Consider the following 17,957-nt stretch of genomic DNA (forward strand, 5'->3'; position numbering starts at 1 on the left):
AAAAACCGGAGCCTGGCTCCGGTTTTTATTGCGCGGGATTTACTCCCCGCCAAACATCGCAGTCCAGTAAATCCCGGCGCTGCTCTTCGGATCGACTGCGTAGGCAGCGCCCAGTTCGCGATACTGCGGGTTCATCAGGTTGGCACAATGGCCGGGGCTGGCGAGCCAGCCGGCAACGACTTTCTGCACCGTGTCCTGCCCGGCGGCGATGTTTTCGCCGACCTGCTGGCCGCTGTAACCGGCCAGTTCCGCGCGGTCGCCGGGAGTGCCGCCGTTGCGGTCCTTGTGGTCGAAATAATTGTTGTTGGCCATCTCGCGGCTATGCTCCTGGGCAACGCCACCGAGCACCGCGTTCCACGCCAGCGGTGCAGTCGCTGCGAATGCCTGACTGCCGCACTGGCGCGGTTGGGCGCGGGCGGCGTTGAGTTGTTCGAGGAGTTTCTGGCCTTCCGCCTGACCGTCGCCGAGGCGGGCGGACAGCAGTGGTCGGGCGAGGGTGATGCGCCAGTCACGGTCGGCGCGACTGACGCCGATATCGACGAACTGCGGATCCAGCACCACCTGACAGAAACTCTCCTGAATCGCCTTCATCGCCGACGCCGCATCCCTTGGCCCGTTCAGGGTAATCGCCTGCACGTTGACCATCGGGTAGCGAGCGCTGGACATCGCCTGCTGCAAATCCACCACACCGCTGGCCGGCAGAATCAGGCGCGGATCGGCCGACAGCGGCGGCAATTCACTGGACGCCTGGCTGCCACAACGCTGCGGCTGGCTGCGGTAGCTGTTGATCGATTCGATCAATTGCGACTCGTCGGTGGCCATGGCCGAAGTGGCCAGCGCCAGGCCCACGGACAACGCGGCGAGTCGCAGAACGGATGGCATGAAGCGCATGGAAATCTCCCTTGGGCTGAGTGCGCACATCATGCGCGAAAGGGCCCCGGTTCGTGCAATGTCTTTTTCTTCACGACGCGGATTTTTCTGCGGAACGATGCCGTGAAAATTGCCGTCTACACTTCGCGAAGAGCCCGGGATCCGGGCGTCTCAACCACGTAACACTTTGCCCGTATCGGGCCCTGCCGGAAGAATGATCATGCAATTGAACGGGTTGCTTTGCTGTCTTGCGTTGACCTTGCTGAGCGGCGCGGCACTGGCCACCGATCAGGCACCGATCAAGGAAAAGGCCGAAGCGAAAGCCGAGGTTCTGGAAGAGAAGGCCGCCGACAAACCCGACGCGCCCCCGGCACCCAAATCCGAAGCCATCACCCCGACCGAAGCGCAGGCGGTCGACCCCGCTGGCGCCGCTCCGCTGGACGACCCGATCACCTGTCTGGCGCGCAGTATCTATTGGGAAGCCAAGGGCAAGGACAATGCCGACATGGAAGGCGTGGCCAGTGTGGTGATGAATCGCCTCGGGCATGACGGCTTTCCGGGCACGGTGTGCGAGGTGGTCAAGCAGGGCTCGGAAACCAAGAGCTGCCAGTTTTCCTGGTGGTGCGACGGGCGTCCGGATCAGGTCAAGGAAGATGCCGAATACGCGCTGGCCAAGGAAATCGCCGGCAAGGCGCTGAACCGCCAGCTCACCGACCGCACCCATGGCGCCCTGTATTTCCACGACCGCAACGTTCATCCAAGTTGGGCCAAGGAATACAGAAAAACCGCCGAGACCAGGAAATTTCTGTTCTACAAACCTGCTGGCGGGGATGCGCGTTAGGCGCAGACTTCCCGCACACAATGGCACCGCCATTTCCCTAGTAGGAGCGAGCCTGCTCGCGTTAACGCCCGGTCAGCCAGTTTCATCAGTGCCTGACACAACGCATTCGCAAGCAGTTCGCTCCCACAGGGACACCTTGGCGAAATCAGTCGCGGGGTTGTCGGGCCGGAAAGAACAGTTCAAAGCAGGTGATCCCGTCGGCGCTGCTGACGCTGTAGCGGCCCTGATGCAATTGCATGATGGTCGCGACAATCGACAGGCCCAGTCCGTTGGATTGGGCCGAACGCTCGCGGGACGGATCGACGCGGTAGAAGCGCTCGAACAACCGCGACATATGTTCCGCCGGAATGGTCGCGCCCTGATTGCGTACCCGCAGGTAGCTGCCGTCCGCTTCGGCGATGGCTTCGACCTGCAGCGTCGAATCCGCCGCGCCGTACTTGATCGCATTGGCGCACAGATTGGCCAGGGCCCGACGCAGCAGCATCGGCTCGGCCCAGATCACGCCGCTGCCACTGGCCTCGATGGTGACACCGACGTCCGCCGCCAGCCCTTCGAAGTAATCGGCAATGCGCTGCATCTCATCGCTGGCGTCCAGCTCCTGACGCTGGCTCAGCGCGCTGGCCGGGTCGGTGCGGGCGAGAAACAGCATGTTGTCGAGCATCCGCGCCAGCCGTTCGAGTTCTTCGACGTTGGAGGCGAGCAACTGCTGATAGGCGTCCACACTGCGGTTCTGTTGCAGCGCGACCTGGGTTTCCCCGAGCAGGTTGTTGATCGGTGTGCGCAGTTCGTGGGCCATGTCGGTGGAGACTTGGCTCAGTTGCGCAACCCCTCGGTCGAGCCGGTCCAACATCGCATTGAAGGCTTCGATCATCGGCTGCAATTCCCGAGGCGTGCCGTGGCGGTCGAGGCGTTCGCCGAGGTTGGCGATGCCGATCCCGTGGGCGTGCCGGGCAATCCGCCGCAACGGCAGCAGTCCGCGATACACCAGCAGGCAGCCGACCAGCGCCAGCACAATCGCCGCCAATGATGCGAGGCCGTACACGCTGAGCCGGTAATTGGCGAGCATTGTCGTGCGCTCGGTCATCAGGCGTCCGGTGAGCACCTGCAGGTTGCCCAGATCGCCCGAGTCGATGGTCGCCGCCACCGCCGAAAATGGCACACCGTCGACGCTCGGCAAGTGCTGTACATCGCTCAGGGCCATCGGGTGATCGATCGGTACGGCGGGCAAGTTCGGAGTGGCGAGGTTGCCGGGGTTGACCACCAGCAACGGCGGCTGGCCGGGTGCGCCGATGGTCAGCAAGGCTTCGCGGTTGCCGAGCATGTTCTGAAACAGCGCCGGCTTGTTCTTGATCAGTTCCAGGGTGTTGCTGTCGTTGAGGAAGGTGCGCAACTGATCGACGCGACTGACCAACTGGATGTCGTCGCGGCGAATCAGAGCTGCTTCCAGTTGGTTGTACAGCGCCGCGCCCAGGCCTCCCAGCGCGGCGAAGGCAAGCACGGCGAAGACCAGCGCCAGACGCAAGGTCAGGGAATACGTGCCGGCGATTTTCATGGTTGGGTATCGAAGCGGTAGCCGATGCCGCGCACGCTGTGGATCAGCTTGAGCGGGAACGGATCGTCGATCTTCGCCCGCAGGCGGCGCACGGCGACATCGACCACATTGGTGTCACTGTCGAAATTCATGTCCCACACCCGCGAGGCGATCAGCGAGCGCGACAGCACTTGCCCGGTGTGGGTGGCGAACAGTTGCAGCAGGGCGAATTCCTTGTTGGTCAGGGTGATCCGGTTGGCGGCGCGGGTGACCCGGCGCTTGAGCACGTCGATCTGCAGATCGGCCACCTGCAATTGCTCCTCTTCATGGATCGGCCCGCGCCGGGTCAGGGTGCGCAGGCGCGCCACCAGTTCGGCGAAGGAAAACGGCTTGATCAGGTAATCGTCGGCGCCCAGTTCCAGGCCCTTGACCCGGTCGGCGATGTCATCGCGGGCAGTGAGAAACAGCACCGGCGTGTCGGTCTCCTTGCGCAGCCGGCGCAGGACTTCCCAGCCGTCCATTTTCGGCATCATCACGTCCAGCACGATCACGTCGAAGTCGAACTCCAGCGCCAGGTGGAGACCGTCGGCGCCGTCCCGGGCCAGACTCACGCTGTAGCCCAGTTCCTGCAGGCCGTTGAGCAAGTAGTTGCCGGCCTTGGGTTCGTCTTCGACAACAAGGATATTCATGGGCACTGTGCCTCAATTGTCATTGATGCAGCCGCTGCCTTGCACTTGATAGTCCAGCACATGTTCACGGCCTTGGTGGTCGAGGTAGTTGAGTCGCGCGGGGATCACGCCGCAAGCCTGGGAAATATCGGTGCTGGAGAGGACTTTGTCGACATCCAGGTGCACGAAGAAGCCGGTTTTGTCATGAATGACGGCAGCGTCCGGTGCAGGGGCGGCGAACACGGAACCGGTGGCGAGGAGGGCGGTGAAGGCGAGGATCAGGGTTTTCATGATGGGTCACTCGAGTCGTTGAAGTTGATCGGCGTTTGGGCCGGGACAACTTCAAGCTACCGGGCGATCCGCTCGGCAAACCGACAACTCGATGACAAATCTGTAATAAACCGAACCTGTGGGAGCCAGCGCACTCCCACAGAGTATTCAGCTGGCGTGAGTGCTGAGAATGCTCGCGATCTGTTGTGGCTGGCAGTTGAGGTACGGCGAGGATTTCAGCCACTGCTGATCCGGGTACCAGGAGAACATGAACTGGCCATTTTTCAGGCTGTCGATCACCCGTTTGGCAACTTGCGGTCGCACGGCCGGGCAACCCTGGCTGCGGCCCAGACGGCCGGTACGTTTGCTCCAGAACGGGTTCACGTAGTCGGCGGCGTGGATCACGATGGCGCGGTCACGGGCCATGTCGTTGACGCCCGGTTCCAGACCGTCCATGCGCAGCGAGTAACCGTGAGTGCCCTGGTAACTTTCCTGGGTCCGGAACAGGCCGAGGCTGGACTGAAAACTGCCTTCACGGTTGGAGAACCGGGTGGCGAAGTTTTCCCCGGAGTTTGAACCATGAGCGACCAGATCACGCAGCACCAGTTTTTTCCGGGTCAGGTCGAAGATCCACAATCGGCGCTCGGTGGACGGCTGCGAATAGTCGATGATCGCCAGGTGACGGGACTGCTTCGCGCCGTTGTTGATCGCACATTGCATGGCGTTCAAGGCACCTTTCAGCGCCTGGGGATTGAGTTCCGGCGCGGCGTGCGCGAGGCTGGTGTACAGAACCGGCGAAGTGGTGCCGGCGGCAAAGGCTGGACTGGTCAGCACGCCAATGGCGGTGGCAGTCAGCAGAAGTCGGCGCAAAAACGTCAACATTTAAAGTGAGTCTCCACTTGCTACTTGTTTGGCACTTAGGCTCCTGACGTCCAGTCGTTCCCGGCAAGCCCGCGAATCGGGCCTGACTGTGCACCGCACCTGAGGTAAGGTTGACCGTCAATCAAGACGGCCATGGATTGGAGTAAAGCAGTTGTTCAAAAAGTACGCATGCTACTTGAGCATTTGTTTGCTCGCTGCGCCGTTTGTCGCTTGCGCCGAAGAGCCGTTGCCGGGACTCCCGACGCTGCCGCCCGTGCCGACGGAAATGCCCATCGAGCCGCAGAGCCCGCTGCAGGCTGCGCTGATCAGCCTGCCTCAGGCGTGCCCGACGATCGGCACCAGCCTCAACGGCCCGGCGCTGGAGCAGTTGCGCGCGTTCTACCAGCAGCAGGACTGGCTGCCGGTGTGGGCCGATGGTGGGCAATTGCCGGCCTTGCATGCGCAATTGCAGCAGTTGGCCGACGATGGCCTGAATCCGAAACGCTATCCGGTCGCACTCATCGCGCCGCAGGACGGCGAGCTGTGCGCCGACATCGAGATCAGCCGTTACTACCTGCAAGCCCTGCAGGATCTGCATTACGGCCGCCTGCTGCAATCGCACTTCGAACCGCTGTGGCATTCCGACGAAACGCCACGCGACCGTCAGGCCGAATTGCTAGCCATCGCCGTGCCGGGCGTGCACAACGTTCCGGCCGCCTTCGATCTGGCCCGCCCACAGCTGGCGCAATATCAGAATTTGCGCCATCTCTACGCAGCTCAACGCCTGAAAGCCTTGCCCCAATGGACGTCGGTGGGCAACGGCCCGTTGCTGCGTCCGGACATGGAAGACAAACGCGTGCCGGAACTGGCCCGCCGGCTCTACAGCGAAGGCTACCTGAGCAGTGTGGTCGGCACGCCGGACAACGCTTATCACGGCGTATTGGTGGAGGCGGTGAAGAGCTTTCAGGCCAACCATTCGTTGCAGGCCGACGGAGTGGTCGGGCCGGGAACGATTGCCGAGCTCAACATCAGTCCGCTGACCCGCCGCGAACAGTTGCGGGTCAACCTTGAACGTTTCCGCTGGATGGCCCAGGACATGGAGCCGGACGGTTTGTTGGTCAACGTCGCCGCTGCCGAGCTGACGCTTTATCAGGGTGGCCTGCCGGTGTGGCAGACCCGCACCCAGGTCGGGCGCGCCGAACGCCAGACCCCGCTGCTCAAATCCCGGGTCACGCGTCTGACCCTGAACCCGACCTGGACCGTGCCGCCGACCATCTGGAAGGAAGACAAGCTGCCGGAAATCCGTAAGGATCAGACCTTCCTCAGCCGCCAGAACCTGCAAGTGCTCGACGCCAACGGCCAGCCGCTGGCCGCCGCCGACATCGACTGGGACAATCCCGGCAACATCCTTCTGCGTCAGGACGCCGGGCCGCGCAACCCGCTGGGGCAGATGGTCATTCGGTTCCCCAACCCGTTCTCGGTGTACCTGCACGACACGCCGAGCAAGGCGCTGTTCGACAAGGGGCCACGGGCGTTCAGTTCCGGCTGTGTGCGGGTCGAGCATCCGATGAAGCTGCGCGATTTCCTGCTCAGCCCGGCGGAGAAGGCGCGCACCGACACCTTGCTCGCCACCGGCACCACCCATGAATTCCGCCTGAGCAATCCGGTGCCGATCCTCATGACTTACTGGACGGCACAGGTCGATGGCCAGGGTCGCGTGCTCTACGCGCCGGACATTTACAGCCGAGACAGCGCGTTGCTGGCGGGGCTGGACCGGGCGCATTGATCCTCAGCGGCTGGCGCGTTTCCAGAAAAACCGCGCCAGCCACGCATCCACGCTCAACTTGCCGGCCCCGGCAAATACGAGCGGCACCAGCGAAGCCAGGTAGATCGCCGGCAGCTTGAAGTTACCGAAGCCCTTGTTGGTGATCGCGTAACCCTGGGCCAGTTCACTCAGCGATGACCAGTCCGCCGGCCAGTGCACGGCGGCGGTGGCGACGATGGTCACGACAATCAGCGAAATCGCCGAAATCCGCGTGCCGAATCCGATCAGGATCGCCAGCGCGCAGATCAGCTCTGCCCACATCGACAGCTCCCAGTTCAGCGTCGCCGGCAAGTGGTCGAAGGGAAACGGGAACCGCTCCTGAATGTCTTCGAACCAGTTCTGGCCGTTGAATTTCTCCAGCCCCGATTCGAAAAATTCCCAGGCGATGAACAGGCGCAAGGTCAGCGGCGCGAGCCACTGTCCGGCGCGGTCGAGGTTCAGGTGCAGACCTTTGACGGCCGACGAGAGAGCTGTGGTCATGGGAAGGCTCCATTCATTCGAAAGAAAACGGGGCACCAACGTGCCCCGTGAAAAGGGTTACTCGCCGGCGCCGCACTTGCCTTCGCCGCATTTGCCTTCCGAGGTTTTTTCCGCCGAGTCGGCCTTGGCCTGGGACTGGCTGTAGCCGTGATCCAGTTGCTTGACGCTGAACGCTTCGGAAGCCGAAGCCGCGTTGGACAGGGCCAGGCCACCGGCAAGCAGCAGGCCGAGGGTCAGGGAGGTTTTCGAGCGCTTGGTCATGGTGAATCTCCGATGCGATGTTTGAGTTCAAAGGCTTGATCGGGGCTGCCGATCGACAGGTTCATTTGAGCGCCGGGCTGTATCGCTGATGTGTCGCGAAGGGCCGGATTTGTGCGCGGGATGTGTCGGGCGTCGGGCCGTACACACTGCGATACAGAGCGCCGGTGTGATTCGATTGCCGGGCGCAGCGTCTAGCCACGGTGTCCCCGCAATCCCATGGGGCGAGACTTCGAGACCCGGCATGCAAGCGCTGTTGAACGAGATCCTTGACGCTGTCCGGCCCCTGATCGGGCAGGGCAAGGTGGCTGACTACATTCCCGCCCTCGGCACCGTGCCGGCCAATCAATTGGGCATCGCCGTGTATGGCAACGACGGCGAGATGTATTGCGCCGGCGACGCCGAGACGCCGTTCTCGGTGCAGAGTATTTCCAAGGTGTTCAGCCTGGTGCAGGCCATCGAACATTCCGGCGAGGCGATCTGGGAGCGTCTGGGCCACGAGCCATCCGGCCAGCCATTCAACTCGCTGGTGCAGTTGGAGTTCGAACGCGGCCGTCCGCGCAATCCGTTCATCAATGCCGGGGCGCTGGTGATCTGCGACATCAACCAGTCGCGCTTTGCGGCACCGGCGTTGTCGATGCGCGATTTCGTGCGGCGGCTGTCGGGCAACCCGCAGGTGATGGTCGACGGCAAGGTCGCCGACTCCGAGTACCAGCACCGCGCGCGCAATGCGGCGATGGCGTACCTGATGCAATCCTTCGGCAATTTCCACAATGACGTTGAAGCGGTGCTGCGCAGCTATTTCAGCCACTGCGCGTTGCGCATGAGCTGCATCGACCTGGCCCGAGCCTTCTGTTTCCTGGCCAACGACGGTTTCTGCAAACACAGCGGCGAGCAGATTCTTACTCGCCGCCAGACCCAGCAAGTCAACTCGATCATGGCCACCAGCGGTCTCTATGACGAGGCCGGCAACTTCGCCTATCGCGTCGGCCTGCCGGGCAAGAGCGGCGTCGGTGGCGGTATCGTCGCGGTGGTGCCGGGGCAGTTCACGGTGTGCGTGTGGTCGCCGGAACTGAACGCGGCGGGCAATTCGCTGGCGGGGATGGCGGCGCTGGAAATGCTCAGTTCGCGGATTGGCTGGTCGGTGTTCTGAGGCCGTGTTGCTTTGAGGGAGGCCAACCTATACATTTTCCGGCCGCCCTCAATATGGTGAATCCGCTCCATGTCTCTCGCGCTCGAACGTCTCGTCGCTGGCACGCCTATCCCTTTCGCCGGTAACCGCGTCACCGTGGTCAGCCCCGAACTGGCCGAGCGTTTCCGACCCGGCGACCACCTGTTGGTGGAGCAAGTGAGCGGCGAGCTGTTGCTGATTCCGGTGGTGGATCAGCAGGCCGCATCGGTGGCGATCGAGCGAGCAGCGGCGGCGTTTACGGCGTTGTCTGCGGTGCCGGATGAGGCCATCAGCCGCTTCTTCGATCTGTTTGCCCAACGTCTGGAAAACCCGGACGCCTGGGCACTGATCGAAACCGCCAACCTCGCCGACATCGAACGGGCCAAGGCGCGCGGTCGTTCCACCACCCGGTTGCTCGCCGACGAGCGTATGCGCCGCGACATGATCGCCGGCCTGCGCGCCTGGCGTGATGCGCCGGCCACCCGCGGCAAAGTGATCAGCAGCGTCGAGCATGACGGCTGGAAGGTCGAGCAGGTGGTGTCGCCATTGGGCATCGTCGCGTTCGTGTTCGAAGGTCGGCCAAACGTCTTCGCTGACGCCGCCGGTGTATTGCGCACCGGCAACACCGCCGTGCTGCGCATTGGCAGCGATGCGCTGGGCACCGCGCAAGCCATCGTCACCCACGCCCTGAACCCGGCGCTGGCCGATGCCGGTCTGCCGGCGGGTGCGGTGTCGCTGGTGGAGAGCGTCAACCACGCCGCCGGTTGGGCGATGTTCGCCGACCGGCGTCTGTCGCTGGCGGTGGCCCGTGGTTCGGGCCGTGCGGTCAGCCAGTTGGGCAGCATCGCCCAGCAGGCCGGTACCGCCGTCAGCCTGCACGGCACCGGTGGCGCGTGGTTGATCGCCGATCGCGATGCCGACGCCAAGCGTTTTGCCGCTGTGGTGCGCAACTCGCTGGATCGCAAGGTTTGCAACACGCTGAACGTCTGCCTGATCCAGCGCGACCGTGCTGCCGAACTGGTGCCGCTGTTCCTCGATGCCTTGCAGCAGGCCGGTACCGCGCGCGGTCAGGGCTGCAAATTGCACATCGTCGAAGGCAGCGAAAGCTACCTGCCGAACGACTGGCAGAACGCGACGGTCGAGGTCTATCGCGCCGAGGGTTACCAGACCGAAGCGCTGTCCGAGCCGCTGCCCGAAACTCAACTGGGCCGCGAGTGGGAATGGGAAGAAACCCCGGAAACCAGCCTGATGATCGTCGACGATCTGGATCAGGCCATCGCGCTGTTCAATCGCTACAGCCCGCAGTTCACGGTGTCGCTGATCAGCGAAGACGCGGCGGTTCAGGAGCGCTTCTACAGCGCGGTCAACGCGCCGTTCGTGGGCAACGGCATCACTCGTTGGGTCGATGGTCAGTACGCGCTGAACAAACCGGAACTGGGTCTTTCGAACTGGGAAAGCGGCCGGTTGTTTGCCCGCAGCGCGATTCTCTCCGGTGACGGTGTGTTCACCGTACGCAGCCGCATGACGCAAATCGATCTGGGCGTAAAACGCTGAACAGAACAACGCCGCGCCCGTCGCAATGACGGGCGCGGCGTTGTGTTTTCAAGCAGCATCGACTGCCTGACCGTACACCGCGCACGTCGACGGTTGCTCGGCCAGCGAGACGAAGGTACGGCGGTCGGCACTCAGCACGTCGATCGAGCCGGTCTCGATGTCGTAGACCCAGCCGTGCAGATTCAGCAGGCCTTTCTCCTGGGCCAGGCGCACGCTCGGGTGAGTCTGGATGTTCGCCAGTTGCGCGATCACGTTTTCTCGCACCATCGAACTCAGCTTGGCTGCGTCGTTGGCGTGCGGTCGCGATTCATTCACCACTTTCGCCGACTCGGCGTGTTGCAGCCAGCCGCTGACGGCAGGCAGGTGATCCATGCATTTGCACTGGGCGATGGCGGTCATCGCGCCGCAATCGGAGTGGCCGCAGATCACGATGTCGGTCACGCCGAGCACGGCGACCGCGTATTCCACCGTCGCCGAAACCCCGCCCGGATGCGGGCTGTAGGACGGCACGATATTGCCGGCGTTGCGGATCACGAACAGCTCGCCGGGCTCCTGCTGGGTCAGCAGTTCCGGGACGACGCGGCTGTCGGAGCAGGTGATGAACAAGGTGCCCGGGGTTTGGGTGGTCGCCAGGTGTTTGAACAGTTCGGTGCGTTGTGGAAACGCCTCGTTCTGGAACTTCAGGAAGCCTTCGATCAGGTTTTTCATGGTGTGTCCTCTCAGTTCGAACAGCCGGTGCCGAATTCGCTGTATTGAAGAATGTGTTTTGCGCCGTGGCTGTCGAGGTAAGTCATCTCGACCGGCACTACGCCGCAGACGTCGGCGACCGGGGTGATGCTCACGACTTCAGCGATATCCAGCGACATGCCGTAGCGGTAAGCGACGGCTTCGTCATCGGCCTGGGCTTGAGTGCAAAGGCCGGCGAGCAGGGCAAGGGTCAGCAGAATTTTTTGCATGGGGCAGCCTCCAGACAGATGGGGTTACGATTTGGCAATTCAGGTTTGGAGGGGCCCGCACGCGGGGTGCGGGCCCGGAGGGGTCAGAACGGACGCAGCGGGAGGAACTTGCCGTCGAGGGTGACCACGGCGCGGGAACCGCCTTCAGGGTCTTCGACTTTCTTGATGTCGAGCTTGAAGTTGATCGCGCTGATGATGCCGTCGCCGAACTGCTCGTGAACCAGCGCCTTCAGGGTGGTGCCGTAGATCTGGATCATCTCGTGGAAGCGGTAGATGGTCGGGTCGGTCGGCACACCGTCGAGGCTGCCGCGCAGCGGGATGATTTGCAGGGCGGCGACGTCTTCGGCGCTCAGCTCAAGCTTGTCGCCGACCACTTCGGCGGCGGCTTTCGGCAGTGGATGCTGGCCGAGGAGGGCTGCGGTGACGTAGGCCAGGCTCAGGCCGGTGCCGTCGGCCAGATCCTGCCACGACAGGTTTTTCTGAGCCTTGGCATCCAGGGCGCGGGTGGTCAGGGCGATGCGGCTGTCGTTGTAGGCTTGGGATTGCATGGTGCTTCTCCTTTCGGGGTTGGCTTGCTGTGTGGGATTCATCTTCTGCCGATTGATCCATAGCGTCCAAGACCGATATACAATGCAAGGCATAAGCACTGCCTATAGATGGAGCGTCCCATGCTGCTGCGACATTTGCGATACCTGCTGGCCGTGGCCGATCACGGCGGCTTCACCCGGGCGGCCGAGGCGCTGCACGTGTCGCAGCCGACCCTGTCGCAACAGATCCGCCAACTGGAAGAAAGCCTCGGTGTGGATCTGTTTGATCGCACCTCGCGCTCGGTGAAGCCGACTGATGCCGGGCAGGCCTATATCGAATGCGCGCGACGGGTGCTGGTGGAGCTGGAGGCGGGCAAGCGCGCGTTGCATGACGTGAAGGATCTGTCCCGAGGCTCACTGCGCTTGGCCATGACCCCGACGTTCATGGCGTATCTGGTCGGGCCGCTGGTGCGCGATTACGTGGCGCGGTATCCGGGGATTCACCTGGAGATTTTCGAGTTGTCGATGGACGACATCGAGGCCGGGCTGGCGGATGACTCGCTGGATATCGCGATTGCCTTCACGCCGGTGCGCAATCCGGACATTGAGTGCATTCCGGCATTTGTCGAGACCTTGGGGGTGATGGTCGGGCGCGAGCATCCGCTGTACGACAGCTCATCGGTGTTGACCCCGGATGACATCGCGCAGCTGGATTTCGCCTTGCTGGCGCCGGATTTCATCACGCGGCTATCGATTGACGAGTATTTCCGTCAGCACGGCATCACGCCCAAGGTGCAGATCGAGGTGAACTCGGTGAGTACGTTGCTGGAAGTGATCCGGCATGCGCCGATTGCGACCATGTTGCCGGAGGCGATTGCGACCGAGGACCGGGCGTTGCGCCGGTTGCGTGTCGAAAGCGAGGCGCCGCAGCGGGGAGCGGCGTTATTGCGGCGCCAGAATAACTATCACAGTGCGGCGGCTGAGGCGTTCATGAAGCTGGTGCTGGAAACTCGTTCATGAGTTTTTTTGCGAGCAATAAAAAGGGCCTGCTTCGTTTTCGAAGCAGGCCCTTTTGTTTATTGAAGTTTTAACTTAGCAGAACCGATCAATCACCCGAACTTCGTTCTTGTTCTGCATCGAGTCCCACGCCTGTTTCAGCGTCTGCAGAACATTACCGATGAAGTCCTTGTCGGCCGCGGCTTTCTTGCCGACATAGCCGTGGCCGCGGCGGTACATCTTCAGGCGGGCCAGCAGGTTCTGGTTGTTCCGGTCGAACTCTTCTTCACCAGCATGGGGCGACAGGCAGTCGATATGGACCTGACCCGACTTGCTGATCCACAGAATATGGCTGTCGTGGCTGTCTTTTTGCGCCGCGAACATACGAGCCAGTTCTTCGATAGTAGGTTGATTGTTCAGATTCATGATATTGCCCCTTGACCAGTCTGGTGATCTTTCAAAGTTGATTCGCTAATACAGGTAGCCCATCGGTTAGTTGATCCCTGGCACCGAAACCAGGACGTCAGCGGTCGCCCGTGTGAAGTACGGGGTCATGCGTCTGTTGCATGTAGTCGTGTTGAATAACTGCTACGCAATAGCGTCACAACGAGGAGAAGCAGCGAAAACCGGGAGGCTCCTTGACGACGTTTTCAGGGTCGACCACAAGCGTCTTGAGAATTTTCGCCAGCGCTTCTCGTCCTTATACTGGACGTTCAGGCCAGGTCAGCTTCTTCAATCTGCCTTGTGGGCAGCGTGTATCCGGAAAAAACAGCTCGGCGGTCAGACGAGCTTGCTCAAGCGTGTTGCCAGTGCTCCCGATCGGGGAGACGTCTGCATCATGCAAAAGCAAAACGATGCCGTCAACGGTTTTGTAGTGATTATTTTTGGTCACTACATATTGTCGGACAAAGTCATTCTGGAATGAAAAAAGCGGCGGTCAGGCAGCGGGAGAGAGGCTGCGCAGGCAGTAGAACGTGCAGGGATAGCCGTCCACTGTTTTGGTCTGGCGGGTAAAGTCGCCGCCGCTCAGCTCAGGGATGAGCCGGGCCCAGAACCGCTGTGCAGGCAGGTTGGCGTCGACATGGAAAATCTGCCATCGACCGGGCAGGTGGCTCAAGAGGGCAGAGGCGACAAACTGCGCGACGCCTTGGCCACGCCAGCGTCGGCTGACGAAGAAATAGCCGATGTTGTAGTCGGCGCCTTCGATGAGGAGGTGGTCATCCACGGTCACGAATCCCGCCAGTTCACCGTCAACGTGGATCAGGAATGGCCGCGTCGCCGGCTGGCGCCAGTAATCGTCTTTCAACTGGATCGGGAAGAACCCATGCCCGCCGAGCTTCAGCGGCAGCCACTCGCTGAAGTCATAGGTGTAGAACTGCATCAGGTTTTCGAGGGTGTCCAGTTCGTCACGCCGGGCGACGCGCAGTTCGATGACAGACATGCGGCTGCCTCCTGACCATCACTGCAGAAACAGTAGCGTGCAGCAGGCTATTTGGCTGCCGGTTTTGCCGCACGCTTGCTGGTTCCGGTGGTTTTGCGCCGGGTGGTCTTGCGTTTGTTCTTCCATGGCGCAGCGGCCTTACCGGCAGGCGGCGGGCCGCTGATGGTCAGGCTCAGTCCGGCGCAGCGGGTCACTTGTTTGCTCATCCACGCGGCCTGCTTGGTGACGAACTCTTCCAGACTCATTTCGCCGCTCTGCACCATGTCCAGCGCCTGCTCCCAGATCGCCGTGGTGCCGGGGTCGGCAATCGCGCGCGGCACGGCGTCGATCAGGCTGAAGGCGGCGGGGGTGGCGGACAGCGCCTTGCCGTTCTTCACCAGATAACCACGATCCAGCAACCCTTGAATGATCGAGGCGCGGGTGGCTTCGGTGCCGATGCCGGTGGTGTCCTTGAGTTTCTGCTTGAGCAGCGGATCTTCCACCAGTTTGGCGACGTTCTTCATCGCCTTGATCAGGTCGCCTTCGGTGTAGGGCTTGAGCGGCTGTGTCCACAGGTCCTTGAGCTTCACGTCCGCCACGGCGCATTCGGCACCTTGGGTCAGCGTCGGTAGCGTTTGCGGCGCGGGGGCTTCTCGGCCCTTGGCCGGGGCCAGCGCTTCGGGCAACGCGCGTTTCCAGCCCGGCTCGATGATCTGCTTGCCAACCGCGCGCAAGGCTTCCCCGGCGCAATCGAAATCGGCCTGGGTGCGGTCGTATTCGTGATTGGGCAGGAACTGCGCCAGATACCGTGCGCGAATCAGCGTGTAGACCGCGCGGTGCTTGCCGGTCAGGCGCTCCATGTTTTTCGCAGCAGCGGTCGGGATGATGCCGTGGTGGGCGCTGACCTTGGCGTCGTTCCAGGCGCGAGAGCGGCGCTGTGGCTCCAGATGCTCACGCAGCGCTTCGAGGCTAGGGTCGGCCTGACGCAACGCCGCGAGAATCCCCGGCGCCTCGCTGTGCTGGCTCAGGGGCAGGTAGCCGCAATCGCTGCGCGGGTAGGTGATGACTTTGTAGGTTTCGTAAAGCGCCTGGGCGATGTCGAGGGTTTCCTGGGCACCGAGGCCGAGCTTCTTCGAGCAGACTTCCTGCAAGGTGCCCAGATCGAAGGGCAGGGGGGCCACTTCGCGCATGCGCTCGGTGCGCAGCTTGATCACCCGGGCGCTGGCAGCGCTGCTTATTGCGGCGGCCGCTTGCTGGGCGAGGGCCTGATTGAGGCAGCGGTCCTGATCGTCACAGGCATCGTTCGGCGCACGCCATTGCGCGGTGAACGGCATGCCGTTGTGCAGCAGTTGCACGTCGATGGCCCAATATGCGACCGGCACGAAATCGGCAATGCTGCGGTCGCGATCCACCACCAGTCGCAAGGTCGGCGTCTGTACCCGGCCCACCGGCAGCACGCCTTGATAGCCCGATTGCCGGCCGAGCAGGGTGAACAGCCGACTCATGTTCATCCCGATCAGCCAATCCGCCCGCGAGCGCCCGAGTGCCGAGTGATACAGGCTGAAGGTTTCAGCACCCGGTTTGAGCGACGCCAACGCCTTGCGAATCGACGCCTCGTCCAGCGCCGACAGCCACAAACGGCGGATCGGTCCGCGATAGCGGCAATGCTCGACCAGCTCCCGGGCGATCATCTCGCCCTCGCGGTCGGCGTCGGTAGCGATGATCAGTTCGCTGGCCTCGCCGAGCAGGCGCTTGACCGCTTTGTACTGGCTGGCGGTGCGCGGCTTGACGGTCATTTTCCATTTGTCCGGGATGATCGGCAGGTCGGCCAGCACCCAGCGCTTGTATCTGGCGTCATAGGCGTCCGGCGGGGCGGTTTCCAGCAAGTGGCCGATGCACCAGGTCACCGTGACATCCGTTCCCAGCCAGCAGCCGTCGCCCCGACGCTTGGCGCCGAGCACGGCCGCAATATCCTTGGCCTGGGAGGGTTTTTCACAGAGGTACAGCCGCATAACCACCGTCGTCGATCATTGCCCGAAGAGGCGCACAGAATGGCCTGAGTCGGGCGTTCGGGCAACTTTTATCTGTATGGATATACAGATAAAAGGATTGCCGGTCATGACAGCCGCGTCGGGGCAATCCGGGACGCTATCGAGAAATTGATTAGCGCCCCCGTTGGCGGCTGTGGCAGGTTCAATCTGCCTGACAAGGCGAGTGACAGGACGATCTCGCCAGAAGATCGCCGCTTTTCTGTCTGACACTGACTCTTCAGAAACAAGGACGTACACCATGTCTCAACCTTCCTCCCAGGCCAGCAGCGCCTTCACCGCCGTCGACACTTTCAGCCACCTGTATGATCGCGGCACCGGGACCGTCAACGGTAAGCCGTCGTTCACCGCCGACCAGGCTGCCGACGAAATCCTGCGCAAGGGCATGTCGTGGCAGGACAGGAATGCCGACGGCAAGATTGATCTGACCTACACCTTCCTGACCGACAAACCGTCGAACTACAACCCGAAACTCGGCAACTTCAGCGAGTTCAGCGCCCAGCAGAAGGCCCAGGCCGTGCTGGCGATGCAATCGTGGTCGGACGTGGCCAACGTGACCTTCACCGAGGGCAAGGGTGGCGACGGTCACATGACCTTCGGCAACTACGACGTCAGCACCGGCGGCGCAGCGTTCGCCTACCTGCCACAGGGCAGCAGCTACGACGGCCAATCGTGGTACCTGATCAACGATCAGTACCAGGTCAACAAGACCCCGGACACCAACAACTACGGGCGTCAGACTCTGACCCACGAAATCGGCCACACCCTTGGCCTGTCGCACCCGGGCGCCTACAACGCCGGCAACGGCAACCCGACCTACGGTGACGCCAAATACGCCGAAGACACCCGTGGCTACAGCCTGATGAGCTACTGGAGCGAGGCCAACACCGACCAGAACTTCAGCAAGGACGGCAGCGGCGCCTACGCCTCGGCACCGTTGATGGATGACATCGTCGCAGTACAGAAACTCTACGGCGCCAACTTCGAAACCCGTGCCGACAACACCGTGTACGGCTTCAACTCCAACGCCGATCGCGACTTCTACAGCGCCACGTCGAACACCTCCAAAGTGGTGTTCTCGGTATGGGACGGCGGCGGCAATGACACCCTGGATTTCTCCGGCTTCAGCCAGAACCAGAAGATCAACCTCAACGAAGGTTCGTTCTCCGACGTCGGCGGTCTGGTGGGCAACGTGTCCATCGCCCACGGCGTGACCGTGGAAAACGCCATTGGCGGTTCGGGCAATGACCTGCTGATCGGCAACGCGGCGGCCAACGACCTGATCGGCGGTGCCGGCAACGACATCATTTACGGCGGTGGCGGCGGTGATTCGCTGTGGGGTGGTGAAGGCGCAGACACCTTCGTGTTCGGCGCGGCCAGCGACTCGACCATGACTTCGCCGGACTGGATCATGGATTTCACCAGCGGCCTGGACAAGATCGACCTGTCGGGCATCGCCGGGTTCGCCACCGGCGCAGCCACGCTGAACTTCGTCAGCGGCTTCACCGGGCACGCGGGCGATGCGATCCTTACGTACTTCGAACAGACCAACCAGACCAGCCTGATGATCGACCTGACAGGCCAGGGTTCGGTGGACTTCGCCGTGGGTGTGGTGGGGCAGGCGGTGGCTACCGATATCGTCGCCTGATCTGAAAACGGAAAAACCGCAGTCCTTCGCAGG

General features: G+C 62.3%; 20 protein-coding genes. 7 read left to right on the forward strand and 13 right to left on the reverse strand.

The features are described from left to right. Positions 1 to 39: 39 nt before the first annotated feature. Entirely contained in the window at positions 40 to 891 is an 852-nt protein-coding gene (locus CAF74_RS09080) for a CAP domain-containing protein (RefSeq protein ID WP_085746114.1), read from the reverse strand. Positions 892 to 1,090: 199 nt separating this feature from the next. Between CAF74_RS09080 and CAF74_RS09085 the strand changes: the two genes are divergently transcribed. Beyond that, the gene (locus tag CAF74_RS09085) at positions 1,091 to 1,711 is read left to right on the forward strand and encodes a cell wall hydrolase (protein WP_085746115.1); all 621 of its coding nucleotides are present in this window, start codon (positions 1,091 to 1,093) and stop codon (positions 1,709 to 1,711) included. 145 nt (positions 1,712 to 1,856) lie between these two features. Here the strand turns inward: CAF74_RS09085 and CAF74_RS09090 are convergent, their stop codons facing one another. The 4 genes from CAF74_RS09090 to CAF74_RS09105 all read right to left on the reverse strand — a co-directional run bounded on the left by CAF74_RS09090 (position 1,857) and on the right by CAF74_RS09105 (position 5,062). Next, positions 1,857 to 3,263 carry a heavy metal sensor histidine kinase gene (locus tag CAF74_RS09090; RefSeq protein WP_085746116.1) on the reverse strand — a complete coding sequence of 469 codons (1,407 nt, stop codon included), beginning with the start codon at positions 3,261 to 3,263 and terminating at the stop codon, positions 1,857 to 1,859. After that, positions 3,260 to 3,931, reverse strand: a complete 672-nt coding sequence (locus CAF74_RS09095; protein WP_085746117.1) for a heavy metal response regulator transcription factor — start codon at positions 3,929 to 3,931, stop codon at positions 3,260 to 3,262. The genes CAF74_RS09090 and CAF74_RS09095 overlap by 4 nt, the downstream gene beginning before the upstream one ends. A 12-nt stretch (positions 3,932 to 3,943) precedes the next feature. Beyond that, positions 3,944 to 4,201 carry a DUF2790 domain-containing protein gene (locus CAF74_RS09100; RefSeq protein ID WP_085746118.1) on the reverse strand — a complete coding sequence of 86 codons (258 nt, stop codon included), beginning with the start codon at positions 4,199 to 4,201 and terminating at the stop codon, positions 3,944 to 3,946. Positions 4,202 to 4,348: 147 nt separating this feature from the next. Further along, positions 4,349 to 5,062, reverse strand: a complete 714-nt coding sequence (locus tag CAF74_RS09105) for a murein L,D-transpeptidase catalytic domain family protein (protein WP_085746119.1) — start codon at positions 5,060 to 5,062, stop codon at positions 4,349 to 4,351. A 151-nt stretch (positions 5,063 to 5,213) separates the two neighbouring features. Here CAF74_RS09105 and CAF74_RS09110 point away from each other — a divergent pair, with 151 nt between their 5' ends. Continuing rightward, positions 5,214 to 6,827, forward strand: coding sequence for a murein L,D-transpeptidase (locus CAF74_RS09110; protein WP_085746120.1), 1,614 nt, complete (start codon positions 5,214 to 5,216; stop codon positions 6,825 to 6,827). Positions 6,828 to 6,830: 3 nt separating this feature from the next. On the opposite strand, the gene CAF74_RS09115 is transcribed toward CAF74_RS09110, so the two are convergent. Together CAF74_RS09115 and CAF74_RS09120 are read right to left on the reverse strand one after the other, a co-directional pair. After that, a complete protein-coding gene (locus CAF74_RS09115; protein WP_085746121.1) occupies positions 6,831 to 7,346 on the reverse strand; it encodes a DoxX family protein in 516 nt (171 codons plus the stop codon). A gap of 57 nt (positions 7,347 to 7,403) precedes the next feature. Continuing rightward, positions 7,404 to 7,607 (reverse strand): hypothetical protein, encoded by a 204-nt coding sequence (locus CAF74_RS09120; RefSeq protein WP_085746122.1) that lies wholly within the window; start codon positions 7,605 to 7,607, stop codon positions 7,404 to 7,406. Between the two features lie 241 nt (positions 7,608 to 7,848). Between CAF74_RS09120 and glsB the strand changes: the two genes are divergently transcribed. Together glsB and CAF74_RS09130 are read left to right on the forward strand one after the other, a co-directional pair. Continuing rightward, positions 7,849 to 8,757, forward strand: coding sequence for a glutaminase B (glsB, locus tag CAF74_RS09125; RefSeq protein ID WP_085746123.1), 909 nt, complete (start codon positions 7,849 to 7,851; stop codon positions 8,755 to 8,757). Between the two features lie 69 nt (positions 8,758 to 8,826). After that, on the forward strand, positions 8,827 to 10,329 hold the full coding sequence (locus CAF74_RS09130; RefSeq protein WP_085746124.1) for an aldehyde dehydrogenase family protein: 1,503 nt from the start codon (positions 8,827 to 8,829) through the stop codon (positions 10,327 to 10,329). Positions 10,330 to 10,377: 48 nt separating this feature from the next. Here the strand turns inward: CAF74_RS09130 and CAF74_RS09135 are convergent, their stop codons facing one another. The 3 genes from CAF74_RS09135 to cynS form a co-directional block, all read right to left on the reverse strand. Further along, on the reverse strand, positions 10,378 to 11,037 hold the full coding sequence (locus tag CAF74_RS09135; protein ID WP_085746125.1) for a carbonic anhydrase: 660 nt from the start codon (positions 11,035 to 11,037) through the stop codon (positions 10,378 to 10,380). Between the two features lie 11 nt (positions 11,038 to 11,048). Beyond that, positions 11,049 to 11,285 carry a DUF2790 domain-containing protein gene (locus CAF74_RS09140; RefSeq protein WP_085746126.1) on the reverse strand — a complete coding sequence of 79 codons (237 nt, stop codon included), beginning with the start codon at positions 11,283 to 11,285 and terminating at the stop codon, positions 11,049 to 11,051. A gap of 83 nt (positions 11,286 to 11,368) precedes the next feature. Beyond that, positions 11,369 to 11,833, reverse strand: a complete 465-nt coding sequence (gene cynS, locus CAF74_RS09145) for a cyanase (protein WP_011334741.1) — start codon at positions 11,831 to 11,833, stop codon at positions 11,369 to 11,371. Positions 11,834 to 11,953: 120 nt separating this feature from the next. On the opposite strand from cynS, the gene cynR reads away from it, so the two are divergent. Then, positions 11,954 to 12,832 carry a transcriptional regulator CynR gene (gene cynR / locus CAF74_RS09150; RefSeq protein ID WP_085746127.1) on the forward strand — a complete coding sequence of 293 codons (879 nt, stop codon included), beginning with the start codon at positions 11,954 to 11,956 and terminating at the stop codon, positions 12,830 to 12,832. Between the two features lie 72 nt (positions 12,833 to 12,904). On the opposite strand, the gene CAF74_RS09155 is transcribed toward cynR, so the two are convergent. Continuing rightward, complete coding sequence (locus CAF74_RS09155) at positions 12,905 to 13,234, reverse strand: hypothetical protein (RefSeq protein ID WP_047293552.1); 330 nt, start codon at positions 13,232 to 13,234, stop codon at positions 12,905 to 12,907. A gap of 127 nt (positions 13,235 to 13,361) precedes the next feature. Here CAF74_RS09155 and CAF74_RS09160 point away from each other — a divergent pair, with 127 nt between their 5' ends. After that, complete coding sequence (locus CAF74_RS09160; RefSeq protein ID WP_052026217.1) at positions 13,362 to 13,733, forward strand: hypothetical protein; 372 nt, start codon at positions 13,362 to 13,364, stop codon at positions 13,731 to 13,733. 12 nt (positions 13,734 to 13,745) lie between these two features. On the opposite strand, the gene CAF74_RS09165 is transcribed toward CAF74_RS09160, so the two are convergent. Both CAF74_RS09165 and CAF74_RS09170 read right to left on the reverse strand, forming a co-directional pair. Then, positions 13,746 to 14,249: a GNAT family N-acetyltransferase gene (locus CAF74_RS09165; protein WP_085746128.1), complete on the reverse strand. Its 504-nt coding sequence runs from the start codon at positions 14,247 to 14,249 to the stop codon at positions 13,746 to 13,748. 47 nt (positions 14,250 to 14,296) lie between these two features. Continuing rightward, positions 14,297 to 16,240, reverse strand: coding sequence for a DNA topoisomerase III (locus CAF74_RS09170; protein WP_085746129.1), 1,944 nt, complete (start codon positions 16,238 to 16,240; stop codon positions 14,297 to 14,299). A 277-nt stretch (positions 16,241 to 16,517) separates the two neighbouring features. Here CAF74_RS09170 and CAF74_RS09180 point away from each other — a divergent pair, with 277 nt between their 5' ends. After that, the gene (locus CAF74_RS09180; RefSeq protein ID WP_085746131.1) at positions 16,518 to 17,924 is read left to right on the forward strand and encodes a serralysin family metalloprotease; all 1,407 of its coding nucleotides are present in this window, start codon (positions 16,518 to 16,520) and stop codon (positions 17,922 to 17,924) included. Positions 17,925 to 17,957: the final 33 nt, after the last annotated feature.

It is taken from the genome of Pseudomonas sp. R45(2017) (assembly GCF_002112305.1).
Taxonomy (GTDB): Bacteria; Pseudomonadota; Gammaproteobacteria; order Pseudomonadales; family Pseudomonadaceae; genus Aquipseudomonas; species Aquipseudomonas paraglycinae.

Coding starts and splice junctions, on each gene's coding strand:
- CAF74_RS09165 (WP_085746128.1), bottom strand. CDS start 14,249: ATGTCTGTCATCGAACTGCGCGTCGCCCGGCGTGACGAACTGGACACC.
- CAF74_RS09140 (WP_085746126.1), bottom strand. CDS start 11,285: ATGCAAAAAATTCTGCTGACCCTTGCCCTGCTCGCCGGCCTTTGCACT.
- CAF74_RS09130 (WP_085746124.1), top strand. CDS start 8,827: ATGTCTCTCGCGCTCGAACGTCTCGTCGCTGGCACGCCTATCCCTTTC.
- CAF74_RS09085 (WP_085746115.1), top strand. CDS start 1,091: ATGCAATTGAACGGGTTGCTTTGCTGTCTTGCGTTGACCTTGCTGAGC.
- cynS (WP_011334741.1), bottom strand. CDS start 11,833: ATGCAATCCCAAGCCTACAACGACAGCCGCATCGCCCTGACCACCCGC.
- CAF74_RS09160 (WP_052026217.1), top strand. CDS start 13,362: ATGCGTCTGTTGCATGTAGTCGTGTTGAATAACTGCTACGCAATAGCG.
- CAF74_RS09090 (WP_085746116.1), bottom strand. CDS start 3,263: ATGAAAATCGCCGGCACGTATTCCCTGACCTTGCGTCTGGCGCTGGTC.
- CAF74_RS09105 (WP_085746119.1), bottom strand. CDS start 5,062: ATGTTGACGTTTTTGCGCCGACTTCTGCTGACTGCCACCGCCATTGGC.
- CAF74_RS09115 (WP_085746121.1), bottom strand. CDS start 7,346: ATGACCACAGCTCTCTCGTCGGCCGTCAAAGGTCTGCACCTGAACCTC.
- CAF74_RS09100 (WP_085746118.1), bottom strand. CDS start 4,201: ATGAAAACCCTGATCCTCGCCTTCACCGCCCTCCTCGCCACCGGTTCC.
- CAF74_RS09080 (WP_085746114.1), bottom strand. CDS start 891: ATGCGCTTCATGCCATCCGTTCTGCGACTCGCCGCGTTGTCCGTGGGC.
- CAF74_RS09155 (WP_047293552.1), bottom strand. CDS start 13,234: ATGAATCTGAACAATCAACCTACTATCGAAGAACTGGCTCGTATGTTC.
- CAF74_RS09120 (WP_085746122.1), bottom strand. CDS start 7,607: ATGACCAAGCGCTCGAAAACCTCCCTGACCCTCGGCCTGCTGCTTGCC.
- CAF74_RS09180 (WP_085746131.1), top strand. CDS start 16,518: ATGTCTCAACCTTCCTCCCAGGCCAGCAGCGCCTTCACCGCCGTCGAC.
- glsB (WP_085746123.1), top strand. CDS start 7,849: ATGCAAGCGCTGTTGAACGAGATCCTTGACGCTGTCCGGCCCCTGATC.
- CAF74_RS09095 (WP_085746117.1), bottom strand. CDS start 3,931: ATGAATATCCTTGTTGTCGAAGACGAACCCAAGGCCGGCAACTACTTG.
- CAF74_RS09170 (WP_085746129.1), bottom strand. CDS start 16,240: ATGCGGCTGTACCTCTGTGAAAAACCCTCCCAGGCCAAGGATATTGCG.
- CAF74_RS09135 (WP_085746125.1), bottom strand. CDS start 11,037: ATGAAAAACCTGATCGAAGGCTTCCTGAAGTTCCAGAACGAGGCGTTT.
- cynR (WP_085746127.1), top strand. CDS start 11,954: ATGCTGCTGCGACATTTGCGATACCTGCTGGCCGTGGCCGATCACGGC.